Origin of the sequence: Brevibacillus sp. NRRL NRS-603 (assembly GCF_003013445.1) — a bacterium.
Classification (GTDB): Bacteria; Bacillota; Bacilli; order Brevibacillales; family Brevibacillaceae; genus Brevibacillus; species Brevibacillus formosus.
Window position 1 is genome coordinate 1 of record NZ_PXZN01000023.1, and the last position, 21994, is coordinate 21994.

Sequence of the window (21994 nt, forward strand, 5' to 3'; positions counted from 1 at the left end):
GCAGGCCCATCTCCCAGTGACAGCCGAAGCCGCCTTTTCTTTTCGGATCATGCGATCCAAAAACCTATCCGGTATTAGCATAAGTTTCCCTATGTTATCCCAGTCTGAGAGGCAGGTTGCCTACGTGTTACTCACCCGTCCGCCGCTAGGGTCCGAAGACCCTCGCTCGACTTGCATGTATTAGGCACGCCGCCAGCGTTCGTCCTGAGCCAGGATCAAACTCTCCAATAAAGTTTGTTACTGGTTCAAAGCTGGCAAATCATTTAATGATAGACTCATTAACGCTTTCGCTGTTCAGTTTTCAAAGAGCATATTGTTCATTTCTTTCGTCGTTAGCGCTTGTGGCGCCGACCTTTTAAACTATATCAGATCTTCTTTTAAAAATCAAGGGTTATTTTTAGAAGTTCGAAGTTTTTTTCATTCTCTCTAAAATTCCCTTCAAAAGCGACAAGAGTTATCATACCAAGCCGGAAGCAAAAACGCAAGCATTATTACCTGGAATTTTATCCCATCGCTTGTTCATCCAGAACAGACAGCAATTCTCCCATAGAACGGATAACCATTCGCGGCATTAGAAGCTCTGGAAGCTCTAACAATAATGGATTCTTGCACTCTCTTCTCAACTTCTCCAAGCAGAACAAACGCATTCCGTGATTGTTTGCGCGCATCTGCGGTTGGAGCTTCAGCAATTCCTCTGGCAAATTTCGCTCTATTAAAATAGAAGTTACATGACTGCGGTTAGCAAGTTGAATGTCGTGATCCAAGCGATCTCCTACATGAGCAATTACTTCTCCCTGCAGTTTTTGCAAAATAGCTGGGTCAGGCTTGCCGGTACCAGCTCGTTCTGGCGCAATGATCTCATCAAAATAATCTAGCAAGCCTAATGCCTCCATTACTGGTGCCTGAAACTTGTAAAAGCCATTTGTGACCACTGCCAATGAAAAACCAAGCTTCTTTATCTCCTCGAGCACCTGGAGAATTCCATCCTCGAGCAAATAAACCTTGGGCATTACAGAGTGCTTCCGCACCAACGATTCAATATCAACCCTTTTTTCTATACACCATGCATCGCATCTACTAACAAGGATATCATCCCAATCATACGCTTCTACATAGCGTTTTTGGGACATACGCTGCTCATGCTCGGCTACCATTTCAGAAACAACGTCGTGTTCTCTCCCCAATTGACCAGAGATTACACGCGCAATCTCCGGAAATACCCACGCTCCAAACGGGTTTTGCATCAAAGTTCCATCCAGATCAAAGCTAATCCAGCGCTTGCTCATTTTATCACCCCTGAGGTAAGTCCCTCGATAAACTGCTTGGACACAAATCATTGCAATTGAGATAGTCAATACTGGCAACAGCATATTTCATACCGTTTCGCACTCCTCAAATAGTGTAAGCACGCCTAACGGAATGGTGCTAAATTTTTCGCACTTTAAAAAGATCAGCGGGTAAATAAAAAAGAGACAGACTTTCGTCTGCCTCTCTCAAGAAAACGGCAAGCCGCTTTCTTACATCATGCCCATACCGCCCATGCCACCCATATCTGGCATGCCCATAGGAGCTTTGTTTTCTTCAGGTTTGTCAGCAATTACTGCTTCTGTAGTCAGGAACATAGCCGCTACAGATGCAGCGTTGGACAGTGCGGAGCGAGTAACCTTCGCCGCGTCAACGATACCAGCTTCGAGCATGTTTACATACTCTTCTGTTGCAGCGTTGAAGCCGATGCCTACTGCTTCTTTTTTCAGACGCTCTACGATTACAGAACCTTCGAGTCCTGCGTTCGCAGCGATTTGACGAACTGGCTCTTCCAAGGAACGGAGTACGATTTGTACACCTACAGCCTCTTCGCCACCTACATTGATCGCTTCAACCGCTTTGATTGCGTTGATCAAAGTAGTACCACCACCAGGCACGATACCTTCTTCTACTGCTGCACGAGTAGAGTTCAGAGCGTCCTCGATGCGGAGTTTTTTCTCTTTCAGTTCGGTTTCAGTAGCTGCACCGACTTTGATTACTGCTACACCGCCAGCCAATTTAGCCAGACGCTCTTGCAGTTTTTCGCGATCGAAATCGGAAGTAGTATCTTCGATTTGTTGACGGATTTGAGTTACGCGGCTCTCGATGGAAGCCTTGTCGCCAGCACCTTCAACAACAGTTGTGTTTTCTTTTGTAACCACGATTTTACCAGCGCGGCCCAGTTGCTCCAGCTTAGTGGATTTCAGGTCCAGACCCAGCTCTTCTGTGATTACTTCGCCGCCAGTCAGAGCAGCGATGTCTTGCAGCATAGCTTTGCGGCGGTCGCCGAAGCCAGGAGCTTTAACCGCTACAGCTGTGAAGGTACCACGCAGTTTGTTCACTACGAGAGTAGCGAGCGCTTCGCCTTCAACATCTTCAGCGATGATCAGGAGTGGTTTGCCGCTTTGTACGACTTGCTCCAGTACAGGCAGAACTTCCTGGATGTTGGAGATTTTTTTGTCAGTGATCAGGATGTAAGGGTTGTTCAGAACCGCTTCCATCTTGTCAGTGTCAGTGATCATGTAAGGGGAAGCGTAGCCACGGTCAAATTGCATACCTTCTACTACTTCCAGCTCTGTTACGAATCCTTTGGATTCTTCAACAGTGATTACGCCATCTTTGCCCACTTTTTCCATTGCTTCGGCGATCAGGTTACCTACTTCTTGATCGTCAGCGGAAATAGCAGCTACTTGCGCGATAGAGGATTTGTTCTCAACCGGCTTCGCGATGGATTTGATTTCTTCTACAGCTGCACGAACTGCTTTTTCCATACCACGACGGATAACCATTGGGTTAGCGCCAGCAGTTACGTTTTTCAGACCTTCACGGATCATAGCTGCAGCAAGTACAGTTGCAGTTGTTGTACCGTCACCAGCGATGTCGTTGGTTTTAGTAGCAACTTCTTTAACCAGTTGCGCACCCATGTTTTCGTAAGCGTCTTCCAGCTCGATTTCTTTTGCGATCGTTACACCGTCGTTTGTGATCAACGGGGAACCGAATTTTTTCTCAAGAACCACGTTACGGCCTTTTGGACCGAGGGTTACTTTAACTGCATTTGCCAAAGTTTCAACACCGCGGAGCATGGAGCGGCGAGCGTCTTCAGAGAATTTGACTTGTTTAGCCATCTAAACTCAACCTCCTGTTATGTGTTTATTCGTTCGACTTCCTATGTCAAGAGCCTTAACCGATGATCGCGAGGATATCGGATTCGCGCAGCACGAGGTATTCCTTGTTGTCCACCTTTACTTCAGTACCAGCGTATTTGGAGAAGATTACTTTATCGCCTTCTTTTACTTCCAAAGCGATGCGCTCGCCGTTGTCAGCAACACGGCCAGAACCTACTGCGATTACGCGGCCTTCTTGCGGTTTTTCCTTTGCAGAATCAGGCAAAACGATACCGCTTGCAGTCGTTTCGTCTTTGGAGATAGCTTCGATTACCACACGGTCACCCAATGGCTTAAGCACTAAAAACACCCTCCTCAAAAAATGTAGGTAAACAAATTTACGTTGTTAGCACTCGACTGTTATGAGTGCTAACACCCAATTCCTATAATAATGAATCACTATGTACTTTGCAAGTAGTTTCCCTCACTTTTTTCCATTTGCAACTGCTTGACTACTCTTCCTCCTATCAAATTACATTCTCTAGCAAAAAGGTTCTAGTATTTGGACACGCTCATATAAATGAAACATAGAATCAAGCAAGCTCGCCAAGGAGGGAATTGTTCCATGCACAAATGGCTCTGGATTGGCTTAATTGCCCTGGGAGTCTTCGGAATCAGCCGTCTCTTCACTTCGGATACTACTTCCTTTATACGGGTCAATCTTAACTCCGCCTCTATCTATTGGGATGGCCGTGAAATCGTCGCAAGCGAAAAGACCGGGTACTACACGGAGGAAGGAAAGGAAATACCAGCTTCCTTAGAATACGAAGGAACGCTATATGTACCTCTTTCCATGATCAGTCGCCACTTGAATAAGCCTATCGGGTGGGATGAAACTTCCCAAACCGCTTGGGTCGGTCAATCTCCAGTATTCTCCGTCGGACAGCCTGCAAAACAGACTACACCCGATGCAGTCCCTGCCTCTCTGTCGCTTCCCCAAAAGCCTGCAACAGCCAAACCGCCTGCAGCACCGATTCGAGAGGAGAAGCCTAACACGATTTTTGACATCGCTCTCGGGATGTCTTCTAAGGAAGTGCACAAACATTTAGGTGAACCTGCCCGCAAAGAGCCAAGCAGTCTCGGCTATCAATGGTGGGTGTACAATCATGACCCTGCGCGATACATTCAAGTCGGCATCGCAAATGACAAAGTCGTCGATGTATATTCGCTCGCTCCTACAGCAAAGCTCGGAAACATCGGAGTCGGCACCAGCCAGCAGTCACTGGAGCGTCAGTTGGATGTACAAAACATTGTTTCTTTCTCTTTTCAAGGGGCACAAATCCAGATTACCAATCAAAAGCAGCAACGCCCTCTCGTCATGAAAGACGGCACCCCCTACATTTATTACTTGGACAAGCAAAATGGCAACAAGGTCACCGCTGTACGTATAATGGATACGCAAATGCTGTTGCGCGGCAGTTTTTACGAAACGAAATGGACCTATCAAGGTCAGGCACCCAATTTTGATCCCCCGCCGCTTCGTGTCGGTGAACAAGAGCAGGTCGATGCTGCATCTGAGCGCCAAATCCTCGATCTGGTCAATGTCTCTCGCTACCGATACAAGCTTCCGCCCCTTCAATGGAACGAAAAGGCTGCCGATGTGGCACGAAAACACAGTATGGACATGGAGGGCAACAATTTCTTCGATCATATCTCTGCGACTACCGGGAGCAATCCATTTGACCGCATGAAAAGTGCCTCTCTCGCTTACAGCATGGCTGGAGAGAATATTGCAGCAGGCTACACGGATGCCATCGAAGTCCATGAAGGCTGGATGAACAGTCCAGGCCATCGCAAAAACGTTCTCGAAAAAGGCTTCACCCAGCTAGGAGTGGGCGTATATACAGACTACTTCACCCAAACCTTCCTCACTCCCATGAAATAATCGAAAAGCCCGGTTTCGTCGCTTTTTATGGACGACCGGGCTTGTTTTTGTAAGAAGAAGTGCACTTTACCGCAATTTCACCTGTTCCCTTAGATGGTCAACTTTTTCCGTAAACTCTACAACGACCGTCTCATATTCCTTCGTGTGCAGTATCAGCCACGGACGACGCTCCCCTTTTTTGGGCATGATGACAAACATCTCTGCAATCATCGCATCGAGCTTTGCGGATTTTAGCTTGATCGGCTTTGGAGGGACTAGCGGAATTTTTACGATCATGGCGGAATCCAACGATGGATTAAACTCCAAGACCCGTCCACTCACACTTTGCAAAATCTGCTGTGCTTCCTCCTGAAAGCCAGCTGTATTCTCAAAGCTAGCCACAACGCGCTGCTTATCCGTATCAAACAGTTCGATAGGCTCCCCCAGTCCGGCGGCATTAGCAGTACTCCCAGAAAAGAGCAACGCCAAGCATACGATCAGCCACATATTCAGCACCTCCCAGATCACAACGTCTGTAGTATTTCCCAATTTCTGCTGAAATACAAAAAAGTCCTCTGCCACTCGTGACAGAAGACTTCTCTCATGCTCGTTATTGAACGGGTTCGTTTGTTTCCAAACTGCCGTATTCTTGTTCCCACGCTTCTTGTTCTTTCAATTGCTTGCGATAAACAACGCGGGACAGCCAAATGCTCAGCTCGTACAGTAGCAGCAAAGGGATAATCACGAGAATATCGCTGACAATCTCAGGAGGCGTCAAGGTAATCCCGACGACAGCCAGTGCAAAGTAAGCGTAGCGTCGTGCCTTTGCCAGCCTCATTGGATTGAGGATGCGCAGTCTCGTCAGAAACATGACGATAATCGGCAGCTGAAACAGTATCCCGAACGGAATGACCATATTAAACATGAAGCCAAAATATTGCGCGATTCCGTAGTTCGGGTCTGCGCCCATTGATGCTGTAATACTGGTCATAAACTGCATGACCATCGGGAAAACAACGTAGTAGCCAAACAGGATACCAACGATAAACAGAAAACAAGCCGCCGGGATGAAGTAAAGCGTCCCGCGCTTTTCCTGTACTTCCATCCCTGGGGAAACAAAACGCCAAACGTGATAAAGTGCTACAGGCAGTGTGATGACAGCGCCCACCAGAAAGGCTACCTGCATGTAAACACGAAGTGCGTCTGACGGATGCAACGAGACAATGGGCACGCCATCCGCAATCGGTTCTTGCTTTAAATAATCCACGAGTGGACCGGCGAGGAAAAAACCGACGATCAATGCGACAATAAACACGGCCAGCACCCATATGATGCGCTTGCGAAGTTCCGTCAGGTGTTCTACCACTGTCATTTCCTGATCCTTCATGGTAACCACCAACCTTACCTGTTACGCGTTCTTCTGCTCTTTTTCCATTTGCAGGCGCTCTTGCTCCAGCTTTTCGCGGATTTCTTTTTCCAAGCGCTCGCGTTCCATTTTTTCACGAACTTCGCGTTCAATTCTCTCCCGCTCCGCTGCTTCCTTCTCTGAGACTACCGGCGTTGTTTTGGCAGACGCTTCTTTTGCGGCTAGCTCCTTGCGCTTTTTCTCCTCATCGTCGTCTTCATCGTCGCTTGTCAGACTACGCGTAGCATTTTTGAATTCTTTCAAAGTATGACCTACCGCACGCCCCAATTCTGGAAGCTTTTTCGGACCGAAAAGTACCAAGGCTAAAACTAAAATTAAGATTAATCCAGGAATCCCGATTGAGCTCATACGTGTTCACTCCTTTTTCTTGTGAAGTCGTTTGCTTTTCGTTATTTGCCAGTCTAACCAGCTAGCACTTTCGTAAACCACCATATCCGAGTCTTGTCATATCGGAAGCCACAATTCGCTCCCCAGCCAAAATGCGCGGCAAAAATACATCAAAGGAAGTAAACGTTTCATGCATGACTGCTCCCGGCAATCCGAGAATCGGCACTTCGCCTTTGTAAGCAATCATCAGCATGGAACCCGGCAGCATCGGTGTACCGTAACGCACTACTTCTGCTCCTACTCCTGCAATCGCTCCCGGCGTACGGTCATCTGGATCGACAGACATGCCCCCCGTGACCAAGATCAGATCGACCCCTTCATCGAGGAACGAGTGGATCTGCTGTTCGATCGCTTCCTTGTCATCTGGCGCAAAGCGCTGGTCTACGACAGTAGAGCCGAGAGCTTCTACCTTGTTTCGAATCACAGGACCGAACTTGTCTGCAATCCTGCCAGAGAAAACTTCTCCCCCTGTCGTAACAAGTCCCACTCTTTTATCCTGAAACGTTTTTACTTGTACAATCGGTTCGTCAAACTGTTTGGCCAGTTGCTCCAGCTCGATGATTCGAGACTCCTCCATAATTAACGGGATGATTCTCGTAGCCGCCAATGTATGTCCCGGATGCACGATCTGATCGCCGTAAATCGTAGAGAACGCAATGCCTTCGAGTTTGTTCAACGCATGGACAGCTTCCTCGTTGATTTTGGCTAACCCTGTTCTCGCAGCCTTCATCGAAACCTTGCCCTCGTAAGGAGGCGTCAAGGTCAATCCTTGTCCGGAAACAGCCTTCGCGATACGAATGCCCGCTTCTTCCTCATGGATGTAGCCTTCTGGCATCTCCAGCACGTAAATATGCTCTTTGCCAATGGACAACAGCGGCTCAATATCCGCCTCGGTGACAACATGTCCTTTTTTAAACAAGCGTCCTTTGAATTCTCCAGGCAAAATTTGCGTCATATCGTGAGGAAGCATCATTCCGATTGCTTCACGCACTGGCACTTCCCGCATCTGAGGTTTTTCTACCAATGCAATCCTCCCCAATCTTCATTGGCTTCTCCCGTTCCTTGCAAAATGTGCAAAGCGTCGGACAGCATATCACCAATCGCATTGAAACAGATTTCTACACCTTTCGGATTGCCAGGGAGGTTGATAATCAACGAGTTCCCCCTCGTTCCCGCAACTGCACGGGTCAGCATCGCCCGACGGGATTGCTTCAAACCAGCACGGCGCATTTCTTCTGCCAAGCCTGGAACTGGTCTATCAATGACCCATGCCGTAACTTCTGGCGTAACGTCACGCGGGCTAAGTCCTGTGCCACCCGTAACAATCAACAGATCACATTTTTCACGGTCTACGAGCTCAATCATATGTTCTTGCAAATCTTCCATATCATCACTAACGGCACGGTATACAGCGACATCTACTTGAAGCCATTCCCTTGTCAGATGACGAACGATTGGCATACGATCGTCCACACGATCTCCTCTGGCAATCGAATCACTTGCAGAAATAACGCCTACCTTCCATTTGCTCACGATACATTCCTCCGGTTTCTCATTCGATAGTATTGTACACTTTTCTGTCAAAAACGTCTCGTCGTTTTTCCTTGGCGGATAGCACCATTCGCGGCAGGAGAAGGCATGAAAAAGCTACTGACACAAAACATTCAAAAATGCAGAAGACCTTTTTCGGTGACAACTGCATCTAGCAAAACATCATGAGCCTCTAGGGGCACATGCTCTACAACCTGAATAGAGAAGCCGACTCCAACCAAGAACGGGAGCTTTTTCAGCGTTGCCAGAAAGCGGTCATAATAACCACCGCCATACCCCATTCGCCCTCCCTTGCTGTCAAAAGCAACGCCGGGAACAACGATCGCATCCAAATGTGATACGTCCGCTTCCTCTGCCAGGGCAGGATCTGGCTCCCAAATCCCGTAGACGCCTTGCTTTAGCATGTCCGGTCCTGTATAGCGATAGGGAATGAGACGTCCTTCGGCAACATTGGTGAGCGGCAGCCATATGTCTTGGCCTCGCTTTTTTGCCTCAAGTATAAAGGGCAGGATATCCAGTTCATCGCCAAAAGGATGGAAAGCCATGATTGCTTTGGCATCAGCCAGCCTTTCATGAGACAGCAAATGATCGCATGCTTCTCTGGAAAACTGCTCCCGTTCCTTTGCAGGCATGGACTTGCGCCTCTCCAAAATATGGCTTCGCAGCTGTTTTTTATTCGTTTTTTGGTCCATGACAACCTCTTCCCTCTTTCGTAACGTGCTTGGGACATTCCCACGAGGCTTGTCCCATGCGCGCTCTCTAGGCTACACTGGCATTAGTATATAAAGAGGTGAATCCGATGATTTTGCTACAAGCTGAACATATAGAAAAAACGTATGGTATCGAAACCATTCTACAAGACATCTCCCTGCAAATTCAAACCGGGGAACGGGTTGGTCTGGTTGGCGTAAACGGTGCAGGCAAATCTACTCTAATGAAGATCCTCGCCGGCGAACTAAGCTACGACAAAGGAATTATCCGCATTCCAAAGGATGTTACGCTCGGGTATTTGGCACAAAACAGCGGCCTTGAATCGGAACGATCGATTTGGGATGAGCTGCTCTCCGTATTTTCCCATCTGCAAAAAGAAGAGCTGGAGCTTCGTGAGCTCGAGGCCAAAATGGGCGATCCGGCTATTCTCGCTGATGAGAAGCGTTACCAGCAGCTGTTGGAAAATTACTCTCACCGCTCGGAAGCCTTTAAGGAAAAAGGCGGCTACAGCTACGAGGGTGCGATTCGTGGAGTTTTGCACGGTCTGCGCTTTGCGGACTTCGATTACACAACGCCAATCCGCACATTGAGCGGCGGACAAAAGACTCGTCTGGCACTAGCCAAGCTGCTGCTCCAATCCCCTACTATTCTATTGCTCGATGAGCCGACGAACTATCTGGACATCGAGACACTGACTTGGCTGGAGACGTATTTGCAAAACTACCAGGGCGCCATTCTCGTAGTTTCCCATGACCGTTATTTCCTGGACAAGCTCGTTACCGTTGTCTATGAAATCGAACGGACACGCGCTACCCGCTATGTCGGTAACTACAGCCGCTTCCTCGATGAAAAGGCGGCTCGGCTCGAACAGGATTTGAAGCGATTCGAAAAGCAGCAGGAAGAGATCGCCAAGCTGGAGGATTTCATCGCACGCAACATCGCTCGAGCGACGACAACCAAACGAGCGCAGAGCCGACGCAAGACGTTGGAAAAGATGGACCGCTTGGACAAGCCGATTATGAACAACAAATCGGTCCACTTCTCCTTTGATGTGGCGAAAATGAGCGGCACCATCGTGATGAAAGCAAACAACGTCGCGATTGGCTACCCGGATGCTGTCCTTTCTCAGGGCCTTACGTTTGAAATCGAGCGCGAGGAGCGTGTGGCCTTGGTCGGTCCCAATGGTATCGGGAAATCGACGCTGTTAAAAACGATTGTGGAACAGTTGCCTAAGCTGCGCGGCGATATTCATTTCGGAAGCAATGTAACAATCGGGTACTACGACCAGGAGCATCGTAACCTGAACGAACGAAATACGGTGCTCGGCGAAATTTGGGATGAGTACCCGAACATGCTGGAAAAGGACGTCCGTACCTTGCTCGGCAACTTCTTGTTTAGCGGTGATGATGTACAAAAGAAGATCAGCGACTTGTCTGGAGGAGAGCGTGCACGCGTCTCTCTGGCAAAGCTCATGCTGAAGCAAGCTAACTTCCTGATCTTCGACGAGCCAACGAACCACTTGGATATTTTCAGCAAGGAAGTGCTCGAGAACGCCCTCTACGATTATCCGGGTACGATCCTGTTCGTCTCCCATGACCGTTACTTCTTAAACAAGATTGCCACCCGCGTACTGGAGCTGACAGGTGATGGCGTGACCAGCTATTTGGGTAACTACGATTACTTTGTGGAGAAAAAGCAGGAACTGGAAGAGCTCGCAGCCGAACAAGCAGCGCTGCCCGCAAAAAAACAAGGCGGTACCGTAGCGGCACAGCCTGAGAAATCCTCTTATGAGCTCGATAAGGAAGCGAAACGTCGCGAACGTCAACGCCAGCGCCGTTTGGAAGAGATTGAGGTCACGATCCAAAAACGAGAGGCTGACATTGTCAAATGGGAAGAAGAGCTCTGTCTTCCGGAAATTTATAGTGATCATGTGCAGGCAAAAGAACGCAACGATCAAATCCATGCTGCCAAAGAAGAACTGGAGCAGTTGTATGACGAGTGGAGTGCGCTATCAGAAGAGTAGTTGTTCCCCTTTACGTAGAACAGCGCTCCTGCGCAGGCTCCTCCAAGGCGGCATAGAGAGCAGGAACCACCAGAAAGGTAATGCAGGTGGCTGCTGTAACGATGCCAGAGTCATTTAGGATTAGCCCAGCCAGTGCCCCGACAATGACGCCAGCAAAGCCTTTGACCAAGTAAGGCGTGTCCTTCGCCAGATGGTGCAAAAAGCGGTCATTCTTCAAGGTGAGAACACCTAGGGCAATCAGAGAGACGACAAATGCTTTGCTCCAAATGGAAACGCGAATCAAGCGAAGATTCATCGCCAGCTTGCGTTCAATCATCTGCCCTACCTCGGACCATTCCCCATGTACAATCTGCTGGGAAAGACGTCCGACATGGGTCAAGGGCTGATCTGACATGAGACTGATCGCCATCAAACTGCATACACCCATAACCAGGCCGCCTGCCAACAGCAGGAGGCCTTTTTTGCCGATTCGCCAGCCCTCAAGCCGTGACAATGCCACGGAAAATCCAATCAGCCCCGCAAGAAAACCGCCTGCATCTGTTCCCAGGTTCGGTGCCACCATGTAATAAAGCACGACGCTGTATATGGCTGCGGAAACAGCAGGCAACCATTTATTTTCCCGACTTAGCTCTTTTTGTCCCCCACGCATCCTCTGGTACAGCGAAGCCACAAGCATGATCGTGCTGCCGATCAGGACCCCTTCGTATTCATTTCCTAGCCCGTAAAACCTCGCTCCGATTACTGGATCATACCCGAGGTACGATTGCCGCATCAAATGAGCGCCAGTCCATCCGTCCACCAGCAGAATGGCTGTCGTGACCCCGCTAACCGTCATCACGATTCGCGGGAGAGCATGGGCTTCCTGCCAAAAAGCCGCGATCAAGGCAGTCATGATGAGTCCCCCCAAGACAACCGCGCCTGAAACCTGCCAGTCGAGCAGGCTCTCTGCCAAAAGCAATGCAGGAAACCACAATAAAGCCAGCAGCGCGAGACGTATTCCTCTGCGAAGCCGCAAAAGTCCTGCCCCTTCTCTCTTCCGCCCAAACCACCAGAGAACTACCGCACACCCTACAATGACAATCTGCAGCATGACATAGGTATAGAGCACTGCTGACCGTGTCGCATATGTATGGTGAATTTCGCCTACCTGATTCTGTATGGCAGTGAGACCATTCCCTTTTTCGATTCGTATGACATGACCAGCCAGCCCTTTTGGTACGGGTACATCCAGCCAAGACAGTACGGTTGGTACCATATCGAGTCCACTGACTAATCCCGACTGCCTCGTGGTAGCCGATGTCAAAACTCCACTCTCTTTTTCTCCCCAGATTAAAACGGGAGTTAAGAGAGCCTTTTCTTTTGTCGCCACATGATTGACGGCTGGCGATGCCAATACAATGCGCTGATGTGGTTTACGTTCCACAAGGAGTTGGTCAAGGAAAAGGGACAAGTCTCGCAAAACGCGCTGATATTGCCGGGTAAACTGACCTGTGTCCATATCCATACTCAACTGGTATAACCGGGATAAATCTGAGAGTTGAGCAATGATCAAGCCCGCTTGACGCTCGTGGTGGATTTTCTCAAGCAGGTACGTGTAGTTTGTCTTGATCCCGTACGGATAGCCACGAAGGAGCTCCATACTTTTTGCCGAAATGTCCCCTGTCGGAACCCTTCCTTCCTGATCCATCGCAAACAGAACGGCATGTCTCTGTCGGATATCCTCATAGTCACCGTTTCCGTATAAAGCGACCTGAATATTATTTGCTGCAAGCACAGTACCAAGGAGCCCAATTTGCGCAGAATATGGTTTCTCCCGATTATCTGCCAAGAGCCGGAAAATTCCCGGAAAAATGATCGAGGAGCGCGCCACCTCCTGCGCCTGATCACTGCCTAGCTCTTGCGCCCGTTCACCGGCTGTTTCCCTGGACGAGAGCACTTCATACGGATGATAGCCTGTCCCACTCTTATCAGAGTAAAGCGCTTGACCGCCGCTCCCCATAAGCAAGTAGCCGTTTGCGGCTGTGCGCGATCCGGGTGTTCTTATGGAAAGAGCCCCAGCTCCTGCACCATCCAACCATTTATCCACAATAGATAACTTTTTGAGCTGCTCCAGATCATGAAACGACATCCCCTCCACAAACAGCATGATGACCTGTTGTTTTTCCTTTGCTATCAACGGTTTTCCTATATTTGTAGCTAGAAACAATATCAGGAATGATAAGCAAATCAGCGCGAGTTTCTTCCTCACGAGTCTCCCTCCTGTTGATAACTCGACTTTTTTATCCACATTTTCCACAGAACAATCCACAGAGTATATGCGGTTTTCCCGGTCATTTTCTCGTGTTATCACCAGTATTCACAGGAGTACATGTGAACAATCCAGAAAGTTATCCTATGATGTGGATAAACATAGGGAGATGAACGAAAACAACTGAACCTTTTTGCCTCTGTTAGCGAATATAGGGGTGTAATACGTTCTGGAGGGGCCCCCATGAATGATAAAGAGTTACTCCCTTGGCTGGAAAAAATGCTGACGGGAGACGAAGCAGCTTTTCGCGTCGTTTATCAAGCCACGCACACCGATGTTCATCGTACGATCGCTTTTCTTGTCTACAACAAACAAGACATCGAAGACATAGTGAACGAGACCTATATTCGTATGTGGCGTTCTTTTCACACCTATGACCAGAGTCGGCCTTTTCGATTTTGGCTTCACGGGATCACCGTTCGTCAGGTGCAGGACTGGAAAAGGAAGGCTTGGCGAAGAATACGGCTCTTTGAACGAAACCGCCTCATGCACGATGAGCAATTTGATTGGGCAGATTCCAAAGTAATCAAATCAGAGACACAACTCGAATTGCTCGGAGTGGTTCGTACACTTTCATACAAGTTACGCGTAGTGGTCATTCTGCGCTATTTTCACGACTATGCTCTGGATGAAATCGCCGAGTTACTGCAAATCCCGCTCGGTACCGTGAAATCCAGGCATCATCTGGCACTGAAGGCACTACGAAAGCATTGCGAATTATCGGGAGGAGACTCTTATGTCCATAGACAAACAACTACGCGATGAGCTTCTTCAACATGCTGAATCGTTGAAAACCCCACCCGAAATCGAGAGTCGTGTGCACCTCTCCTATCAAAATGACTTCTTGCAAAAGAAAGGGAGATTATCCATGAAAAAACGTTTGATAAGCGGAATCATAGCAGTGGCTATCCTGATCCCAACAGCGGCCCTGGCGACACCTTATTTGGCTGATCAAATCTTCGGGTCATCGCAAACCATCATCGAGCGTGGTGGAACACAGGAGGATTATCAGGAAATCGAGAAATTCTTTCAGGAAGCAAAAAGTAAGCTGACTGAAGAAGAGTACGCAGAGTTTTCGGCGGTCATGAAGCAACTCATGGATCTGAAAATAAAGATCACGGATGAAAACGGAGTGATGCACGAGGATCGACTGACCGCTGAGGAACGGAAGCAGTTTGAAGAGGTACTCCCCCAAAAAGCCGCACCCTTTTTCGAAAAGGTGCGTGGCGGCAAGTAAAAAAAGAAAGGGACTATCCTTGGATAGTCCCTTCTTGCATTTACATCTATTGCTCAGAAAGCGACAAGCTTGGGACTCCGTTCAAATCAAGCCCTTCAAACTGTCCTTTTTCATACTTGATAAAGCCTGCCGCCGCAATCATCGCAGCGTTGTCTGTGCATAACGAGAACGGAGGAATCACGAGAGGAATTCCTTCTGCCTCGCACCTTGCTTGCAGTCGCTCACGCAATCCGCGATTCGCCGCAACGCCCCCAGCCAGCAATACCTGCTTCGCTCCATGCGAACGAGCTGCCCGAATCGTCTTTTCTACGAGCACTTCTGTTACCGAGTCTTGGAAGCTCGCAGCCAGATTCGCCGGTTCGATCGTCTCTCCTCGCTGAGCTGCATTGTGCAAGGTATTGAGCACAGCTGACTTCAAGCCACTGAAGCTGAAATCGTATGAATCTGGCTCCAGCCATGAACGAGGGAGCGGTACATTTGCCTCCCCTTCATGTGCGAGGCGATCAATATGAGGTCCACCTGGATACGGCATATTCAGCGCTCGTGCTACCTTGTCATACGCTTCCCCTGCCGCGTCATCTCGCGTTTCCCCCAAAATCTCGAACTGACCGTGCTCTTTCATCCAGACAAGCTCCGTATGCCCGCCCGATACGACGAGTGCGATCAGCGGAAACTCCATTTCTTGCACCAGACGATTCGCGTAGATATGACCCGCGATATGGTGCACTCCGATTAGAGGAATGTCTCTGGCCATGGAAATGGCTTTTGCTGCTGCTACGCCAACTAACAGTGCTCCAACAAGCCCAGGCCCGTACGTCACCGCAATCGCCTGGATGTCATCCAACGTTTTCCCAGCCTCGGCCAGAGCCTCTTCGATGGTAAGCGTAATATTCTCTACATGTCTGCGAGAAGCCACCTCCGGCACGACTCCGCCAAACCTTTTATGGATATCGGCTTGGGAAGCAATGACGTTTGACAGCACCTCTCGGCCATCACGGATGACAGCAGCCGATGTCTCGTCGCAGCTAGTTTCAATTCCTAAAATATAAGTAGGAGCACCTGATTCCCTATGTGCTTCGTATTTTTGCTGTATGCGCTTCTCGTAGCGCGACGTATACGTCTTTTTCATTACAATGTCACCCACATAATGATTGCGTCCTCATTGTTATCCGAATAATATCCCTTGCGTCGCCCATGTTCTTTAAAGCCGAGCTTGATATACATGTTCCGCGCGACTGTGTTCGAAGGTCGTACTTCCAGCGTCATGCTATGGGCACCCTGCATCTTGGCAACACCCATCATTTTGATCATCAGCGCCAATCCAACCTTCTTTCCACGATATAAGGGATGGACGGCAATATTGGTAATATGTGCCTCATCGATCACGATCCACATGCCGCAATAAGCGATAACCCGATTTTGGTGAACGACGACTACATAGCGTGCATTTGGATTTCTCGTCAGCTCGTTGACAAATGCATCATGCGGCCATGGAGTTGTAAAAGCCAAGCGCTCCAGCTCTGCCACAGCCCCAACGTCCTGCATCGTCATATAACGATATTCCAAATCGATTGGTTGACTCATGCTTTTACTCCTTTACGGCCCCCGCCTGCTTTTGGGCAAGCCACTTCGCTTCTGCTTCTGCCAGTTGCAAATACTCCGGAACCAGTTCATGCGCATTTCCGCCGTCTTGAAGCTTGCGCAGTGCCACATAGCCGATATGGGCAGCCCGCGGGTGATTGAACGCTGGAGAAGCAAATTGCGCCTGATTCCCGAGCTCTTGCACAATCGTCTCCCGATGCAGCCTTACATCTTCACCCAAGAACAAGATCGGCTCTCCTTGCGCCAGGTCTCGCAACAATGGCAGCCATTCTCGCAACAGGATGATTTGTTCTTTGGACTGCGCTCGTACCGCCTCCATTCCATCGGAATGATAACAGCCGGTATACACTTGACCTCTGCGCGCATCGAACAACGGTACAATCAATCCAGAGAAGCCAGTGGCATTCATGGCAATTACCTCCAGACTGGATACACCGATGACTGGCACATTCAGTGACCAAGCCATGCTTTTTGCAGAGGCAACACCGATTCTCACGCCCGTGTAGGAGCCCGGTCCGTTTGCCACCCCGAAGCCGCTGAGATCCTCTGGCGCTGTTCCTGTTGCATCGAGCAGTTCACTAACGCAATCCATCAGACGCACGGAATGGTTTTTTTGCTGGTTCGTCGTCATTTCGGCCAAGACCCGCTCTTCCTCTACTACAGCTACACTTAGCACCAGATTCGATGTATCAATCGCCAGTACGCGCATCAAAATCAAACTCCTCACACAATTTCACATAACGTTTCCCTTGAGGAACCAGCTCGATCATCCGCTGTTCCTCCCCTTCTCTACGCAGGAAGACGGTCATCCGATCTGTCGGCAGGACATCCTCGATCAAAGAGGCCCACTCTACGACACAGACACCTTCTCCAAAAAAGTAATCGTCCAGACCAAGAGAGCCTGGATCATCGCCTACCCGGTAGACATCCATATGATAAAGCGGCAAGCGCCCCTGATATTCTTTTATGATGGTAAAGGTCGGACTGTTCACTACTTGTCGGACTCCTAGTCCTTTGGCCAACCCCTGGGTAAAAGTCGTCTTGCCCGCTCCCAGATCCCCCTCCATCGCAAGGAAGTCACCTGGTTCAAGCAGACCTGCCAGTTGCTCGGCAAAGCGCTGCGTCTCCTGCGCTCCCGTGAGCCTCCATGTATAGCTCATCTCTTTCATCCACTCCTAAAATGGTTGAATCCCGCTTTTGGCAACGGGAGCTGTTGACCATCGCGCTGAAGCATCAATTCTGGTTCATGCGTTGTTCCTACCACCTCACCGATGACAGTAAACGGTACACCACTAGCGGCAAATTGCTTGCTTACAGTTTCGTAGTGACTTTTCGCAAGCGTTCCGACCAATTGATAATCTTCACCGCCATAAAAAGCCCATTCCAGCGGATCTTTATCTACGTGCCGTGCATACTCCCGAACTTCGTCATGGATCGGTACCGATGCAGCATCGACCAAAATCGATACGCCACTGGCCTCGGCAATCTCCCACAACTCTGAGGCAAGTCCATCACTTACATCATTCAACGCACTGCATGCCCCTGATTCAAGCAGCAGTCTGCCCGCCTTTATTTGGGCAACGGGACGCTGGTGGGCATCCATCAATGTCTCCCAAGGTAAAGAGACGCCCCTTTCAGCAGTCTCGCCTTGCAAGAGAAGATGTAGTCCTGCTGCAGAAGTTCCGACATGCCCTGTAACAAAAACAAGCTGCCCGGGCTTTGCCTGTGAACGCCGAATGGCACGCCCTTTTTCCACCTCGCCCAAAACGGTAACACTCAGGTGCAGGGCATCAGGCGCAGAAACAGTATCACCACCAATGACACGAACTCCATATGCCTGACAAGCCTCGTAAATACCTTCATAGATTTGCTGGCAATCGTCAGGCGTCCATAGCGGACTTACCGCGATACTGACAAGCGCATACCGGGCAACCCCGCCCATCGCTGCAACATCGCTCACATTGCTGATAACAGCCTTATATCCGATATCACGAGGATTCATCGTTTTCTTCAAAAAATGGACCGTCTCCACCATCGCATCGCAGCAGGCTACGACTTCCATTTCTGGCGTTGGGGAGAAGACAGCGGCATCATCCCCTATCCCGACGGTCAAACCGTTCCCTTCCTGCCCCGCAGAACGACTCGTCCATTGCCGGATCAGGGAAAATTCGTCGTGTGCCACTTCAAACGCTCCTTTTCCTTCGCGGAAAACATTTTTCGTCTGTTCATTATACCCCTGCTGTCAAAAGCCGCGCAAGAAAGCCAAACGCCTCTGACTTTTTATGTCGTTAGCTCACGCAACAGCAGCTTTCCTTTACAGCGCCCACAACGATAGCGGCTCGGGTTCATCTTTCGTTTACGTTTGTAGCTCATACCACATTCCTGGCAAACCAGCTCGTAGCGATAGGGCAGGGTCGTCCGGCCGTTTCCTACCTGTTGGCAGTATCGGCTTCCCCCCACTTGACGCAAAAGCAGTTGAAAATCCTGATCAGCGTGACGATACCCGCGCTTTTCTATGTGCAAATGATAATGGCAAAGCTCATGCTTAATGATCGCAATCAATTCATCCACACCATGCTCCTGCAAATGCTTCGGATTCAATTCAATGTCATGCGAGCGCAGCAAGTACCTTCCGCCAGTCGTACGCAATCTACTGTTAAAGCGGGCCTGATGGCGAAAGGGCTTGGCAAAAAATTCGCTGGATATTTGCTCTACCAGCATTTGCAGTTCCGTATCGGTCATCCCATCTCCTCCGCTTCCTTTCTTTCACCATAGCAGTTCCAGTTGAAAAGTGCCAGACAGATAGGCTACACTGAGTGCAAATAAACGGTTATGTCCGTTTATTAAACGGTCATATCTAAACGGTAGACAGAATGGTGGAGGAGCTCATGCGCTATTTGTTGTTACAGTCCAGTGACGGACTACAGTTTGTCTCGTTGCCCGAAACGCATATGTACCAATTAATCGCTCTATTGAAACGGCTTTACAAGGAAATTGACAAATTGACGATCACAGAGCGCCCGGAATTGCCTACGGTTCTGGCAGACTGTGCGGATGTGGAACGGTTAGAGAGCGGGCTTTCGATCGTAGATGGTTTGGAGTACGTCAGTGGTCTGGAGCGACGTTTCGCTGCCCTACAAGAGACCGAGTATCCACTCATCTCTTTATTGACAGAGATCCGTGCCTTGCAAGCCCAATTGGAGTATTTGCACGAAGAAGAAGAGTAAAATAAAAATTCTAGGCACCTCCTGCTCGTCTTGGCGCATACATTGCCTATAGACGAATATCTCCAGGAGGTACTTTCATGCCACAATGGATGCGCAGGCAGTTGCAACGTGCCTTTAATGGGAAGGACGTTCGCCAAATTCGTGTGCTCAACAGTTGCTGGTTCTTATATTTAGAAAAAAATGGCGGCCGCCCTGACTGACAGGAGGCCGCCTTTTAGTTCATTGTTATCCTTCCGTTGGCGCGATCATGGTCATCCCTACACGCTGACGTTTTTCGTCAATTTCTACTACCCATACATCTACGATATCGCCAACAGTCACGACTTCAAGTGGGTGTTTCACAAAGCCCTTCTTCAAACGGGAAATGTGCACGAGTCCGTCGTTTTTCAGACCGATATCCACAAACGCTCCGAAATCGACCACGTTGCGCACAGTACCTTGCAGCTTCATGCCCACACTGAGATCAGACAGCTGGAGGACATCACTTCGCAAGAGTGGTTTTGGCAGCTCGTCACGCGGGTCACGACCAGGACGCAGGAGACTGTCTACAATGTCTTGCAGTGTTGGCTCACCAATCCCGAGCTTCGCAGCGGTCTCCTTTACATCCAAAGACTGCAAGCGTTCCTTGCAGTTCTCACTGCCGATCTCCTGAGCGCTAATCCCCAGCATCGACAACAGCTGGTGGGTCGCCTCGTACGATTCCGGGTGAATCGGTGTTTTATCCAGTGGATTCGCTCCATCCATCACGCGGAGAAACCCGATACACTGCTCGTACGTTTTCGCACCTAAGCGCGGAACCGCCTTCAGCTGGGAGCGCTCCGTGAACTTCCCGATCTCGTCCCGTTTTTTCACGATATTCCCTGCCACTTGACGGCTGATCCCCGATACATACTGCAAGAGAGAGGGAGAAGCGGTATTTACATCTACCCCGACATGGTTTACCGCAGACTCAACCACAAACTGCAAGCTGTCTGCCAGTCTCGATTGGGAAACATCGTGCTGGTACTGCCCGACCCCGACGGACTTTGGATCGATTTTGACCAACTCAGCGAGCGGGTCTTGCAAACGTCGCGCGATTGAGGCCGCACTTCGCTCTGCTACATCGAGGTCCGGGAATTCTTCCTTGGCCAAGGCCGATGCAGAATACACGGATGCTCCTGCCTCGTTCACGATGATGTACATCACCTCACGCTTCAGCTCTTTTAGCAGCGTGGCAATGAACTGTTCTGTCTCGCGCGAAGCAGTACCGTTACCAATCGCGACAACCGTAACTCCATAGGTTTCTATCATCTGCTTCACTTTCACTGTAGCTTCTGCCACTTTATTGGCCGGAGGGGTTGGATAAACGACGGCAACCTCCAGAAGTTTGCCGGTTTCGTCTACAACGGCGAGCTTACAGCCCGTCCGAAACGCCGGATCTACCCCAAGTACGACTTTGCCTTTTACAGGCGGTTGAAGCAGCAAATTGCGCAGGTTTTCCGCAAAGATGTGAATAGCACGTTCCTCGGCTGCCTCTGTCAGCTCGGCGCGTACCTCCCGTTCTATAGAAGGGGCAATCAGGCGCTTATACGCGTCCTCGACTGTCAATGTCAGCAGATCGCGGACAACTGTATCACGCGGAATGGTGCGTTTTTGCATCCAAGCCAAAATCTCTGCGACTGGGGCTTCAATAGATACCTTCAAAATACCTTCGTTTTCTCCCCGATTGATGGCCAGTACCCGATGGGGAACGACCTTTTTCAGAGGCTCACTATATGCGTAATACATCTGGTATACATTTTTCTCGTCTGCTTCTTCGGCTTTCTGCTCCGTCAGAAGCAATCCTTTTTGCACGGTGCGTTGACGAACCCACTGGCGAATTTCTGGGTCATCAGACAGAAGTTCCGCCACGATGTCCATTGCTCCTTGCAGAGCTTGCTCAGTCGTCTCGACGCCTTTTTCCGGGTTGATATATGTTTTTGCTTCTTCTTCCGGATTCCCGGTTTTCGGTAAGCTCTTGAGGTAGTTGGCAAGTGGCTCTAGTCCCTTCTCCTTGGCCATGGTCGCTCGTGTGCGGCGTTTTTGGCGGTAAGGGCGGTACAGGTCCTCTACCTCTTGCAGCTTTGTCGCACGCTCAATAGCTGTGCGCAGCTCGTCCGTCAGCTTGCCTTGCTCATCGATGAGTCGAACAACTTCTTCCTTCCGCACTGACAGGTTGCGTAAATAGCGAACGCGTTCCTCAATCGCTCGAATTTGTGTTTCATCTAGCTGCCCCGTCATTTCTTTGCGGTAGCGGGCAATAAAAGGAACCGTGTTTCCTTCATCCAGGAGGGCAACCGTGCGCTCCACCTGGTGAGGTTTGACACCCGTATCTTGGGCGATTGTCTGGATCATCAACGTAAGCTCCATACCTGTCCTCCTGCGCTCATTCTTCGTCGTTTATTGTACCACATTTGCTAACAAGGACTGGAAAAAGGGAAGAAAAAAGAGG

At 49.6% G+C, this 21994-nt stretch carries 23 protein-coding genes and 1 rRNA gene; 6 read left to right on the forward strand and 18 right to left on the reverse strand.

Annotated elements, in window-relative coordinates; genetic code table 11:
* From C7R94_RS18825 to groES, 4 genes are all read right to left on the reverse strand, one after another.
* Positions 1-231: ribosomal RNA gene (locus tag C7R94_RS18825) — 16S ribosomal RNA — on the reverse strand; the annotation flags it as partial.
* 272 nt (positions 232-503) lie between these two features.
* Complete coding sequence (locus tag C7R94_RS18830) at positions 504-1286, reverse strand: HAD family hydrolase (protein ID WP_106783638.1); 783 nt, start codon at positions 1284-1286, stop codon at positions 504-506.
* A 231-nt stretch (positions 1287-1517) separates the two neighbouring features.
* Positions 1518-3149, reverse strand: coding sequence for a chaperonin GroEL (groL, locus tag C7R94_RS18835; protein ID WP_047074052.1), 1632 nt, complete (start codon positions 3147-3149; stop codon positions 1518-1520).
* Between the two features lie 55 nt (positions 3150-3204).
* A complete protein-coding gene (gene groES / locus C7R94_RS18840) occupies positions 3205-3489 on the reverse strand; it encodes a co-chaperone GroES (RefSeq protein WP_007721023.1) in 285 nt (94 codons plus the stop codon).
* A gap of 264 nt (positions 3490-3753) precedes the next feature.
* Between groES and C7R94_RS18845 the strand changes: the two genes are divergently transcribed.
* Positions 3754-5073, forward strand: coding sequence for a CAP-associated domain-containing protein (locus tag C7R94_RS18845; protein ID WP_106783640.1), 1320 nt, complete (start codon positions 3754-3756; stop codon positions 5071-5073).
* 66 nt (positions 5074-5139) lie between these two features.
* On the opposite strand, the gene C7R94_RS18850 is transcribed toward C7R94_RS18845, so the two are convergent.
* The 6 genes from C7R94_RS18850 to C7R94_RS18875 all read right to left on the reverse strand — a co-directional run bounded on the left by C7R94_RS18850 (position 5140) and on the right by C7R94_RS18875 (position 9108).
* The gene (locus tag C7R94_RS18850) at positions 5140-5559 is read right to left on the reverse strand and encodes a hypothetical protein (RefSeq protein ID WP_047074078.1); all 420 of its coding nucleotides are present in this window, start codon (positions 5557-5559) and stop codon (positions 5140-5142) included.
* A gap of 103 nt (positions 5560-5662) precedes the next feature.
* Positions 5663-6439, reverse strand: coding sequence for a twin-arginine translocase subunit TatC (gene tatC / locus C7R94_RS18855; RefSeq protein ID WP_047074049.1), 777 nt, complete (start codon positions 6437-6439; stop codon positions 5663-5665).
* Between the two features lie 21 nt (positions 6440-6460).
* Positions 6461-6826, reverse strand: coding sequence for a twin-arginine translocase TatA/TatE family subunit (gene tatA, locus C7R94_RS18860; RefSeq protein ID WP_047074047.1), 366 nt, complete (start codon positions 6824-6826; stop codon positions 6461-6463).
* 61 nt (positions 6827-6887) lie between these two features.
* Positions 6888-7889 (reverse strand): molybdopterin-binding protein, encoded by a 1002-nt coding sequence (locus tag C7R94_RS18865; protein WP_047074045.1) that lies wholly within the window; start codon positions 7887-7889, stop codon positions 6888-6890.
* On the reverse strand, positions 7883-8398 hold the full coding sequence (locus C7R94_RS18870; protein ID WP_012684262.1) for a MogA/MoaB family molybdenum cofactor biosynthesis protein: 516 nt from the start codon (positions 8396-8398) through the stop codon (positions 7883-7885). Before C7R94_RS18870 ends, C7R94_RS18865 begins: the two co-directional genes overlap by 7 nt.
* A 131-nt stretch (positions 8399-8529) precedes the next feature.
* Positions 8530-9108 (reverse strand): 5-formyltetrahydrofolate cyclo-ligase, encoded by a 579-nt coding sequence (locus C7R94_RS18875; protein ID WP_106783642.1) that lies wholly within the window; start codon positions 9106-9108, stop codon positions 8530-8532.
* 107 nt (positions 9109-9215) lie between these two features.
* Between C7R94_RS18875 and C7R94_RS18880 the strand changes: the two genes are divergently transcribed.
* Positions 9216-11150, forward strand: a complete 1935-nt coding sequence (locus C7R94_RS18880; protein ID WP_106783645.1) for an ABC-F family ATP-binding cassette domain-containing protein — start codon at positions 9216-9218, stop codon at positions 11148-11150.
* Between the two features lie 10 nt (positions 11151-11160).
* Here the strand turns inward: C7R94_RS18880 and C7R94_RS18885 are convergent, their stop codons facing one another.
* Entirely contained in the window at positions 11161-13398 is a 2238-nt protein-coding gene (locus tag C7R94_RS18885; RefSeq protein WP_106783647.1) for a hypothetical protein, read from the reverse strand.
* A 243-nt stretch (positions 13399-13641) separates the two neighbouring features.
* Between C7R94_RS18885 and C7R94_RS18890 the strand changes: the two genes are divergently transcribed.
* A complete protein-coding gene (locus C7R94_RS18890) occupies positions 13642-14223 on the forward strand; it encodes a sigma-70 family RNA polymerase sigma factor (RefSeq protein ID WP_106783649.1) in 582 nt (193 codons plus the stop codon).
* A complete protein-coding gene (locus tag C7R94_RS18895; RefSeq protein WP_106783652.1) occupies positions 14195-14695 on the forward strand; it encodes a DUF3600 domain-containing protein in 501 nt (166 codons plus the stop codon). Before C7R94_RS18890 ends, C7R94_RS18895 begins: the two co-directional genes overlap by 29 nt.
* A gap of 46 nt (positions 14696-14741) precedes the next feature.
* Here the strand turns inward: C7R94_RS18895 and tsaD are convergent, their stop codons facing one another.
* The 6 genes from tsaD to C7R94_RS18925 form a co-directional block, all read right to left on the reverse strand.
* On the reverse strand, positions 14742-15824 hold the full coding sequence (gene tsaD / locus C7R94_RS18900) for a tRNA (adenosine(37)-N6)-threonylcarbamoyltransferase complex transferase subunit TsaD (RefSeq protein ID WP_106783655.1): 1083 nt from the start codon (positions 15822-15824) through the stop codon (positions 14742-14744).
* On the reverse strand, positions 15824-16279 hold the full coding sequence (gene rimI, locus C7R94_RS18905; protein WP_047074036.1) for a ribosomal protein S18-alanine N-acetyltransferase: 456 nt from the start codon (positions 16277-16279) through the stop codon (positions 15824-15826). The genes tsaD and rimI overlap by 1 nt, the downstream gene beginning before the upstream one ends.
* A 4-nt stretch (positions 16280-16283) precedes the next feature.
* A complete protein-coding gene (gene tsaB, locus C7R94_RS18910) occupies positions 16284-17006 on the reverse strand; it encodes a tRNA (adenosine(37)-N6)-threonylcarbamoyltransferase complex dimerization subunit type 1 TsaB (RefSeq protein WP_106783657.1) in 723 nt (240 codons plus the stop codon).
* Positions 16987-17457, reverse strand: coding sequence for a tRNA (adenosine(37)-N6)-threonylcarbamoyltransferase complex ATPase subunit type 1 TsaE (gene tsaE, locus C7R94_RS18915; RefSeq protein ID WP_199197946.1), 471 nt, complete (start codon positions 17455-17457; stop codon positions 16987-16989). The genes tsaB and tsaE overlap by 20 nt, the downstream gene beginning before the upstream one ends.
* Before the next feature lie 5 nt (positions 17458-17462).
* The gene (thiL, locus tag C7R94_RS18920; protein WP_106783662.1) at positions 17463-18479 is read right to left on the reverse strand and encodes a thiamine-phosphate kinase; all 1017 of its coding nucleotides are present in this window, start codon (positions 18477-18479) and stop codon (positions 17463-17465) included.
* Positions 18480-18577: 98 nt separating this feature from the next.
* Complete coding sequence (locus tag C7R94_RS18925) at positions 18578-19039, reverse strand: SprT family protein (protein WP_106783664.1); 462 nt, start codon at positions 19037-19039, stop codon at positions 18578-18580.
* Between the two features lie 146 nt (positions 19040-19185).
* Here C7R94_RS18925 and C7R94_RS18930 point away from each other — a divergent pair, with 146 nt between their 5' ends.
* Both C7R94_RS18930 and cmpA read left to right on the forward strand, forming a co-directional pair.
* A complete protein-coding gene (locus C7R94_RS18930; RefSeq protein WP_047074029.1) occupies positions 19186-19524 on the forward strand; it encodes a hypothetical protein in 339 nt (112 codons plus the stop codon).
* Positions 19525-19601: 77 nt separating this feature from the next.
* Positions 19602-19724 (forward strand): cortex morphogenetic protein CmpA, encoded by a 123-nt coding sequence (gene cmpA / locus C7R94_RS18935; protein ID WP_012684250.1) that lies wholly within the window; start codon positions 19602-19604, stop codon positions 19722-19724.
* Between the two features lie 25 nt (positions 19725-19749).
* On the opposite strand, the gene C7R94_RS18940 is transcribed toward cmpA, so the two are convergent.
* Positions 19750-21912, reverse strand: coding sequence for a Tex family protein (locus C7R94_RS18940; RefSeq protein ID WP_106783666.1), 2163 nt, complete (start codon positions 21910-21912; stop codon positions 19750-19752).
* Positions 21913-21994: the final 82 nt, after the last annotated feature.